9 protein-coding genes are annotated in these 8,162 nt (G+C 71.0%); 6 read left to right on the top strand and 3 right to left on the bottom strand.

Annotated features, from left to right (window positions below):
• Positions 1–884, top strand: an 884-nt coding sequence (locus J1C73_RS21400) for a phosphotriesterase family protein (RefSeq protein ID WP_207317838.1), incomplete at its 5' end; no start/stop codon positions are given.
• 114 nt (positions 885–998) lie between these two features.
• Here the strand turns inward: J1C73_RS21400 and J1C73_RS21395 are convergent.
• Positions 999–2,213, bottom strand: coding sequence for an ROK family protein (locus J1C73_RS21395; RefSeq protein WP_207317837.1), 1,215 nt, complete (start codon positions 2,211–2,213; stop codon positions 999–1,001).
• A 122-nt stretch (positions 2,214–2,335) separates the two neighbouring features.
• Here J1C73_RS21395 and J1C73_RS21390 point away from each other — a divergent pair, with 122 nt between their 5' ends.
• The 4 genes from J1C73_RS21390 (at position 2,336) to J1C73_RS21375 (ending at position 5,163) form a co-directional block, all read left to right on the top strand.
• Positions 2,336–3,553: an MFS transporter gene (locus J1C73_RS21390; protein WP_207317836.1), complete on the top strand. Its 1,218-nt coding sequence runs from the start codon at positions 2,336–2,338 to the stop codon at positions 3,551–3,553.
• 79 nt (positions 3,554–3,632) lie between these two features.
• Positions 3,633–4,004: an SCO4225 family membrane protein gene (locus J1C73_RS21385; protein ID WP_207317835.1), complete on the top strand. Its 372-nt coding sequence runs from the start codon at positions 3,633–3,635 to the stop codon at positions 4,002–4,004.
• A gap of 20 nt (positions 4,005–4,024) precedes the next feature.
• Entirely contained in the window at positions 4,025–4,780 is a 756-nt protein-coding gene (locus tag J1C73_RS21380; RefSeq protein WP_207317834.1) for a maleylpyruvate isomerase family mycothiol-dependent enzyme, read from the top strand.
• A 95-nt stretch (positions 4,781–4,875) separates the two neighbouring features.
• Positions 4,876–5,163, top strand: a complete 288-nt coding sequence (locus J1C73_RS21375) for a transposase (protein WP_207317833.1) — start codon at positions 4,876–4,878, stop codon at positions 5,161–5,163.
• A 28-nt stretch (positions 5,164–5,191) separates the two neighbouring features.
• Here the strand turns inward: J1C73_RS21375 and J1C73_RS21370 are convergent, their stop codons facing one another.
• Complete coding sequence (locus J1C73_RS21370; protein ID WP_207317832.1) at positions 5,192–5,728, bottom strand: GNAT family N-acetyltransferase; 537 nt, start codon at positions 5,726–5,728, stop codon at positions 5,192–5,194.
• 439 nt (positions 5,729–6,167) lie between these two features.
• Between J1C73_RS21370 and J1C73_RS35090 the strand changes: the two genes are divergently transcribed.
• A complete protein-coding gene (locus J1C73_RS35090; protein WP_242644498.1) occupies positions 6,168–7,244 on the top strand; it encodes a hypothetical protein in 1,077 nt (358 codons plus the stop codon).
• 22 nt (positions 7,245–7,266) lie between these two features.
• On the opposite strand, the gene J1C73_RS21360 is transcribed toward J1C73_RS35090, so the two are convergent.
• Positions 7,267–8,162, bottom strand: an 896-nt coding sequence (locus J1C73_RS21360) for a phosphotransferase family protein (protein ID WP_242644497.1), incomplete at its 5' end; no start/stop codon positions are given.

Here is an 8,162-nt window from a genome sequence, read left to right as displayed (position 1 = left end):
CCGTTCTCGGGGACGTCCCCGCCGGGGACCTGGGGGTGTGCGACGCCCACGACCATCTCTTCCTGCGCAGCCCGCTGCTGCCGGGCCAGGAACTGGCCGACCCGGAGGAAGCCGCCCAACGGCTGCGTTCCTTCAGGGGGTTCGGCGGCGGCACGGTGGTGCAGTGGACGCCTCACGGGATGGGGCGCGGGGCCGGATCGCTGGCCGGGCTGTCCCGTTCGACGGGCGTGCACGTGGTGGCGGCGACCGGGCTGCACCAGGCGGCGCACTATCCGCCCGCACGGCTCGACCTGATCCGGGACGGTCTCGCCTCGCTCTTCGTCGCGGAGCTCACGGACGGGATCGGCTCCACCGGGGTACGGGCGGGGCTGATCAAGGTCGCCGGCGCGTTCCACGCGGTCGACGCGCACGCCAGGCTCACCATGACGGCGGCGGCCGAGGCCCATCACCGCACGGGCGCGCCGATCGCCGTCCATCTGGAGCTGGGTACCGCCGCTCCCGACGTACTCGATCTGCTGTGCGGGGAACTGGAGGTCGCGCCGCAGCGGGTGATTCTCGGGCATCTCGGCCGCTCGCCGGACGGCACCGTGCAGCGGGAGGCGGCGCGGGCCGGGGCGTTCCTCGCGTTCGACGGCCCGTCCCGGGCCCACCACGGGACGGACTGGCGGCTGCCCGAGGAGCTGGCGGCGCTGGCCGAGGCGGGGTTCGGCGGGCAGTTGCTGCTGGGTGGCGACACCACCGTGCCGGAAACCCCGGGCATGCCGTACCTTCTGCGCCGACTGCGCCCCCGGCTGGAGGAGGTTCTGGGGGCGGAGACCATGACTGCCGCGCTGATCGGCAACCCGGCACGGGCGTTCGCGCTCGGACCGGTGCGGAACGCGTGAGGTTCGGCCGGTGCGGGACGCGTGGCCCAGAGCGGGCGCCGGACGCACGAGCGCGGGCGGTTGCGCTTCCGGCGCGGTCGCGGACCCGCCCGCTCGCAGCCGTCAGCCCGTCCCTCAGGCGAGGGCGCCCAGCGGGTCGTCCAGCACCGGCTGCCAGGCCAGCTCCGCCGCACCGACCAAGCTGTTGTGGTCAAGGGTGCAGGGCAGGATCGGCACACTGCCGCTGCGCCCCCACAGACTTCGGTCGGCGACCACCGCCCGCAGCCGTTCCGGGTCGGCGTCGAGCAGCGCGCGGTGCAGTCCGCCGAGGATGATCCGGTCCGGGTTGAGGATGTTGACCAGCCCGGCGAGACCGAGGCCCAGCCGGTCGATGAGCTCCTCGGCGGCGACCCGCACCGCCATGTCGTCGTACTCGTTGCGCAGCAGGTCCCCGGACTGCTTGAGGAGCGACTCCTCGGGGCCGGGTGCGCGCCCGGCCGCCGTGAGGAAGGCGAGCGGGTCGGTCTCGACGTCGAGGCAGCCTCGGCCGCCGCAGTGGCAGGGCCGGCCCTCCGGGTTCACCGTGAGATGACCGACCTCCAGGGCCAGCCCCGAACTCCCGCTGTGCAGGCGGCCGTCCAGGACGAGCGCCCCGCCGACGCCGCGGTGGCCGGTGGCCACGCAGAGCAGATGCTGGGCTCCGCGCCCGGCCCCGTGCCGGTGCTCGGCGAGCGCGGCGAGGTTGACGTCGTTCCCGGTGAACGCCGGTCCCGCGATGCCCGCTTCGCGGACACATGTGGCGAAGATCTCGCGGACCGGGGCGCCCGCGGGCCAGGCGATGTGGAGCGGGTTGAGGGCGGTGCCCTCCGGCTCGGCGACCGCGGACGGCACGGCGAGCCCCGCCCCCACGCACCTCAGCCCGCTGTCCCGCAGCAACCGGGCGCAGTCGTCCACGACTTCACCGATGACCTGCGCCGGGTCCGCCGTGATGGTGACGCACCCCGGGGCGGTCGCGACGAGCCGGCCGCCCAGCCCGACCAGCGCGGCCCGGAAGCCGTCCGAGTGGACCTGGGCGGCGACGGCCACCGGCCCGGACTCCCGCACCGCCAGCCGGTGCGAGGGACGGCCCTGCGAGCCCGCGGCCGAGCCGGGGCTGGAGTCCACCCTGATCAGACCGAGCGCCTCCAGCTCTGCGGCGACCGCGCCTGCCGTGGCGCGGGTGACACCGAGCTCGGAGGTGAGGACCGCACGGGTGGGCGCGCGTCCGGTATGGACCAGTTCCAGTGCGGGCCCGAGCGCGCTGCGGCCCCTCTCCAACTTCGTCCGGGTGGTGGTCACCTTGCCGTTCATGGGGGCGAGTCTCCCATGATCCGGAGGCGTTGCCGACGCCGTGGTGGCCGGGTTCCCCCCTTGCGCGGCCCCGGCCGTCGGCCATCTTGCGTCCGTTGTCCGCGGGCCTCTATGCTGAATTTGTGCCGCAACTAAACAAACTGCGGACGGTACTGCCGGGGGGACCGGGCGGCAACCCCGCCCCACCCTCGTCCTCCCGTCTCCGTACCGCGCTGACCGTGTTCTTCGCCCTCGACGGGTTCCTCTTCGCCGGCTGGGTGGTCCGCATCCCGGCCATCAAGCAGCAGACCGGCGCCTCGGCCGCCACCCTCGGCCTCGCACTTCTCGGCGTATCCGCCGGTGCCGTGATCACCATGATGCTCACCGGCAGGCTCTGCAACCGCTTCGGCAGCCACGCGGTGACCGTGGTGTGCGGAGTCCTGCTCTCGCTCAGCATCGCGCTGCCCGCGCAGACCCATTCGGCACTCTCGCTCGGCCTGGTGCTGCTGGTGTTCGGCGCCGCGTACGGCGGGATGAACGTGGCGATGAACAGTGCGGCAGTGGATCTCGTCGCCGCCCTGCGGCGCCCCGTGATGCCCGGTTTCCACGCCGCTTTCAGCCTCGGCGGCATGATCGGTGCCGGGCTCGGCGGACTGGTCGCCGGCGGGCTCTCGCCCTCGACCCATCTCCTCGTCCTGACCGGATTCGGACTGCTCGTGACCGCCGTCGCGGGCCCGGTGCTGCTGCGGCACACCGTTGCGAAGCCTGCGGCGGAGGCGGCCGCGAGCGGCGAGCGCCCCAAGCGCCTGGACGGACGGGCACGCCGCGTGGTGCTCCTGTTCGGCATGATCGCGCTCTGCACGGCGTACGGCGAGGGCGCTCTGGCCGACTGGGGCGCACTCCACCTGGAACAGGACCTGCACGCCCACCCCGGGGTCGCGGCGGCCGGTTACTCACTGTTCGCCCTGGCCATGACGGCGGGCCGGCTCACTGGCACGGCACTGCTCGAACGGCTCGGCCAGACCCGGACCCTGGTCGCGGGCGGCGGCACCGCGGCGGCGGGCATGCTGCTCGGCTCGCTCGCCCCGACCACCTGGCTCGCGCTCCTCGGCTTCGCCGTCACCGGGCTCGGCCTGGCCAATATCTTCCCGGTGGCGATCAGCAGGGCCGGCGAGCTGGCGGGCCCCGGCGGAGTGGCCGCGGCCTCTACGCTCGGTTACGGCGGAATGCTGCTCGGACCGCCCGCGATCGGCTTCCTGACCGACTGGTTCTCGCTGCCGGCGGCTCTCACCACGGTAGCCCTGCTGGCGGCAGCGGCGGCGGCGCTGGGGTACGGCGCCCGCAATGTGGCGCACACCTGAGCGAGTGAGTAGCCGTACTCAGGCAGAAACGATTCCCCGAACGCACCATGGAGAGGTCAGCCACCAACGGGGAGCACCGATGAACAAGCCGGTCACGATCAAGCAGCACCTTCACGCAGTCGCACGCCTGACCTTCGGCAACGCCGCCTCACTGATCTATCTGGGAGTAGTGGCGGCCACTGCCGTGTTCGTCACCGTGGACACCCTGTTCGTCTCCCACGAGGACGGCTCGTTCGCCGGGGTCTGGCTCTTCTTCCTGGCGGCGCCCACCGTTTTCGTCTTCCTTCTCGGCAGCTCGACGTGGGGAGCGGAGGCGGCCGGGCCCGACTGGTACCTGTACGTGGCCCTGGTCGTGTCCGTGCTGGTGCAGTCGTTCGTCCTCGGCTGGTTCGTACGCCTGCTGCGCGGCGGTGCCGGCCGGACGCGTTCCGCCCACCCCAAGGGCGCCTGAGCACTGCCACAATCCCTGCCATGGAGATCGCGGAGCACATCAACACCCTGGCCGCCGAGGGCCGCTTGCTGGCCGAAGCCGCGCAGGAGGCCGGAACCGGGGCTCCCGTGCCGACGTGCCCGGGCTGGCAGGTGCGGGATCTGCTCCGGCACACCGCGATGGTCCACACCTGGGCGGCCGCCTTCGTCGCCGAGGGACACACCTCGTACGTCCCCGACGCCGGGGAGCCCGACCTGGACGGGCCCGAACTGCTCGACCGGTTCCGCGCGGGGCACCGCCGGCTGGTGGACGCCCTGGCCGGCGCATCGCCGGACGTGAAGTGCTGGACCTTCTTCGCCGCGCCGTCGCCGCTCGCCTTCTGGGCACGGCGGCAGGCGCACGAGACCACGATCCACCGGGTCGACGCGGAGTCCGCACGCGGCGGCGCGCTGTCGCCCGTGGCGGCCCCTCACGCCGTGGACGGCGTCGACGAACTGCTCCGCGGGTTCCAGACCCGTCCGAAGAGCAGGATGCGCACCGATGTGCCCCGCACGCTGCGGGTGCGGGCCACGGACACCGGCACGGTGTGGACCGTACGGCTCTCGGCGGAGCCGCCGCGGACCGTGCGCGAGACCGGGGTGCCCGCGGACCGGGCCGCGGACTGCGAGTTGAGCGCCACGGCCCAGGAGCTCTGCCTCTCGCTCTGGAACCGGCTTCCGCTCACCGCCCTCACCGTGACCGGAGACCCTGATCTCGCCCGGCTGTGGCGCGAGAACTCCGCGGTCACCTGGGCCTGAGCCGACGCCCCCTTCGGCCGACGGGGGCCCTGCTTGGCGTCAGGGGCCGGGATATCGCGGCGGCGCACGCGCGCCGTCCCGGCTACCCTGCCGGAATGTCTGATTCGCACAAGCACCCGAACGTCCGTGCCTGGACGGCGGCCAACGATGTCGAGCTGGTCTTCCTGCCGACCTACGGCTCGTGGCTGAACTGGATCGAGTCCGAGTTCGCCGCCCTGCGCTACTTCGCCCTCAACGGCACCGCCCACCGCAGCCACGGCGAGCAGAACGCCGCCATCGGCGCCTACATCCGCTGGCGCAACGCCCAGGCCGAGCCGAGGACCAGCTTCGCCCCCGACTCGCCCATCCGGACCTGGGACCAGTATCCGGCCCGGGCTGCTTGAACAGCCTCCCGCCGGGCCGGCGACCCGCTCACCCCTGCCGGACGAGCGAGGCATTGTCCGTGGCGGCCAGGCGGCGGGTCAGCACGCGAGTGGTGCTGCCGTCGTCCTCGCTGATGTCCCGGACGTGCTCGAAGCCGATCCTGTCCAGCAGGGTCAGCGAGACGCTGTTCGGTGCAGCTACGGTGGCGTGCACCTCGGTCAACGCGAGAGCGTCAAAGCCGTAGGCCACGACGGCCTGGGCCAACTCTGTTCCCAGACCCGATCCCCACGCCGCCGGGGCCAGCGCATAGACGATCTCGTGGCCGCCGACCACCTCGGTCGGTTTGATCTCGGCATGCCCAATCAGCAGGCCCTCTCTGCGAACGGCCCAGACATCGAACAGGTTCTGGGCGTAGACCTTCGTGAAGATGCGCCCGAACAGGGCCCGGTCCCCTTCCTCGGAAGTGGGACCGTCACCCATCCACTGCGACACCCTCACATCCTGGAACAGCGCCACGAAGCTCTCTTGGTCCTCGGGGGTATAGGGGGCCAGGAGCAGGCGCTCGGTACGCAGAGTCGGGGTCATGGACGGCGAGGCTACCCATCCGACGTCACGCCCGGCAAACCACTTTCACCAGCACAAACTCCGCCTGGCTCGGCCCGGCCGCGACAACACCGACGATCGCCATCCGTGCCGAGCGATCGCCCGGGGCGATTACTGGTCGACCATCCGAGACAAGCCACTAGACCGCGAGGTGGTCCTGCTGCTGCACGCCCAGCGGGCCCGCCCTCAACCTCAGCCAAGTGGCGATTACTGCCTCTCGTGGGGCCGAAACCAGATATGCGATGCCTGTAGATATTGGCGTCGCACATACGCTGAACAGCGAGGATGTTGCGGTCGGTGTGGCGCCGGGCCTCTTCCCCTGCGGAACGGTCGATGCCGCGGCTGCACGCGCCAGCGCCTTCAGCTGGGACCTGACACCGACGCCTCCACCTGGCGACAACTACTGTTTGCCGGACTGTCCTTGGCGAACGGCAGCGCGACCCGTCGCGAGCAGCTCGCGGATCGCCCGGAGCTCAGTCCGCCAGCCGTACTTGAAGGTCAGGCGACGATCTTTGAGATCGAGCGGGACTGGCGCCCGCTGGCCGGAGCCCTGCTGCCGACCCCGCTACCGCCGGTGAAGGCCTTGCTGGCGGACTTCGCCCGGTACACCAGCGAGAACCGCTGGAACCAGAAAGTCCACGAGCCCAGTGCTCGGGTTCTACGAGTGGCCGCCATCTGGCTGGGCGCCGAGACCGTCTTCCTCGAGGATGAGGTCCGAGCGCCGCACCGCGTGTTCGGCGGCACGGGGCGCATTCGCGGGCTTGTCGCCTTCCTGGACCAACGCCAACAGCTCGTCCCCTCGCCGCCGCGGCGCAAGAGCGGCGAGGCTTTCGTCCAGCGCACCATCGCCGCCTTGCCTCCACGAATCAGCGATGAACTCGGCACGTGGGTCGGGGTCTTGCGCGGCACCAGCAGGTCCCACCACTGCGTAACCGACTACGCCACCCTGCGCCGTTACCTCATCTACCTGGCCACGCCACTCGCCGACTGGACCACCCGCTACACCACCTTGCGCCAGGTGACGGAGGCCGACGTGACGGCCGCTGTCACCGCGGTCAAAGGCCCACGCGCCCACGAGCGCGCTGTGGGCAGTCCGGTCGCTCTTTCGAGCCCTGAAACACACCAAGCTCGTCTTCGTCGACCCCACCCGTGGCCTCCGCATCACCCGTCAGGAAATCCTGCCGACAACCCTGGCCCCGACCGACTGGCCGGGCTCTTGGAGACCAGCTCCAACCCCGCTACCCGCCTGGTTCTCTCCCTGGTCGCCCTCCACGCAACCAGCGGCACCGACCTGCGCAACCTCGTCCTCTACGTCTGCAGGCGCTTCGATCCCGCCGGTCTGACTCTGCGCGCAGTTCGCGCCGACAGAATCATGGACGAGGCCCTCGAGACCGAAGATCCCGTCCACCTCGTCCATGTCTTCGGAATCTCCATCACCACTGCCATGAAGTACATCCACACGGCCCATCCTCACCGTGGCGGCCCTGTCCCCCGCTGAGAACTGAGAGGCATGGGTAAGTTCAGGCGTGGGCCAGTTTCAGTGCCTGCTTCAGGTTGTACTCGGCGATGCCCGCCATGAAGGCCCGGTCGGGGAAGTCCCCGTCGAGTAGCCGCAACGGACCCGCCGTCAGCGAAAGTCGCTGCGCGAGCATGTAGAGCGCGAGCCGGTCCTGGTCCAAGCCGTCCACGTCCAGCGGCTGGTAGGCGTCACGCAGACGGATTCGTAGAAAGACGTGCTCCCACTCGACATCGAAGTACATCAATCCCTCAATGTCGATCACCACGGGGTTCCCGTCCGCGTCCACCAGCACATGGTCGGGCCCCAGCTCGCCGTGCACGACCGCATACTCCGTGCGTGGCCGCACCGCCGCCGCCAAGCCCAGCAGCCGCTCTTCCAGCCGGCCGCGGACACCCATAATCCGCGGATCGCGCGAGGCCGCCTCGGCAAGGTCCCGCAGCGCACGGTCGAGAACCACACCCTCGCACGACGTACCGCGCGACGTTCCTCCACCATCGACCACGGCCACCTTGCCGTACGTCGGTGAACGGTGACCTCGCATCGCCTCCAGCGACTCCGCAAGCCGGATCATGACCACAGCCGCCGCGCCCGGGTCGCGCGCGAGCAACTCCTCAAGGCTCTCCCCCGGAAGGTCCTCCACGATCGCAAGGTCCGCGTGGCAGTAAGCGCCGTCGCGGTCGAGGAGACGGATCGCCGGAACGCGGACGCCGAGCCCGTCCAGCCGCGCGTGCGCGGCCTGGAACAGATCAAGCCCGAGTCCGGGCGAGAACGGGTCGGTGAGGTCGTCGTCACCCTCGGCCGCCGGCCAGAAGTTCTCGGTGTCGTCCCACAAATAGGCAATCGCCGTGGTCGCGTCGTCCATTACCAGGCGGTACACACCCTTCTTGCTGCCGCCTG

Source organism: Streptomyces laculatispora, from assembly GCF_017353455.1.
GTDB classification, from domain to species: domain Bacteria; phylum Actinomycetota; class Actinomycetes; order Streptomycetales; family Streptomycetaceae; genus Streptomyces; species Streptomyces laculatispora.
The sequence above is the reverse complement of the archived record's forward strand: the minus strand, read 5'-3'. Positions and strand labels throughout refer to the sequence as shown.

What these genes read in the sequence shown, in the direction of transcription:
- J1C73_RS21395 (WP_207317837.1), bottom strand. Translation starts at nt 2,213, where the DNA reads ATGAACGGCAAGGTGACCACCACCCGGACGAAGTTGGAGAGGGGCCGC.
- J1C73_RS21385 (WP_207317835.1), top strand. Translation starts at nt 3,633, where the DNA reads ATGAACAAGCCGGTCACGATCAAGCAGCACCTTCACGCAGTCGCACGC.
- J1C73_RS21380 (WP_207317834.1), top strand. Translation starts at nt 4,025, where the DNA reads ATGGAGATCGCGGAGCACATCAACACCCTGGCCGCCGAGGGCCGCTTG.
- J1C73_RS21375 (WP_207317833.1), top strand. Translation starts at nt 4,876, where the DNA reads ATGTCTGATTCGCACAAGCACCCGAACGTCCGTGCCTGGACGGCGGCC.
- J1C73_RS21370 (WP_207317832.1), bottom strand. Translation starts at nt 5,728, where the DNA reads ATGACCCCGACTCTGCGTACCGAGCGCCTGCTCCTGGCCCCCTATACC.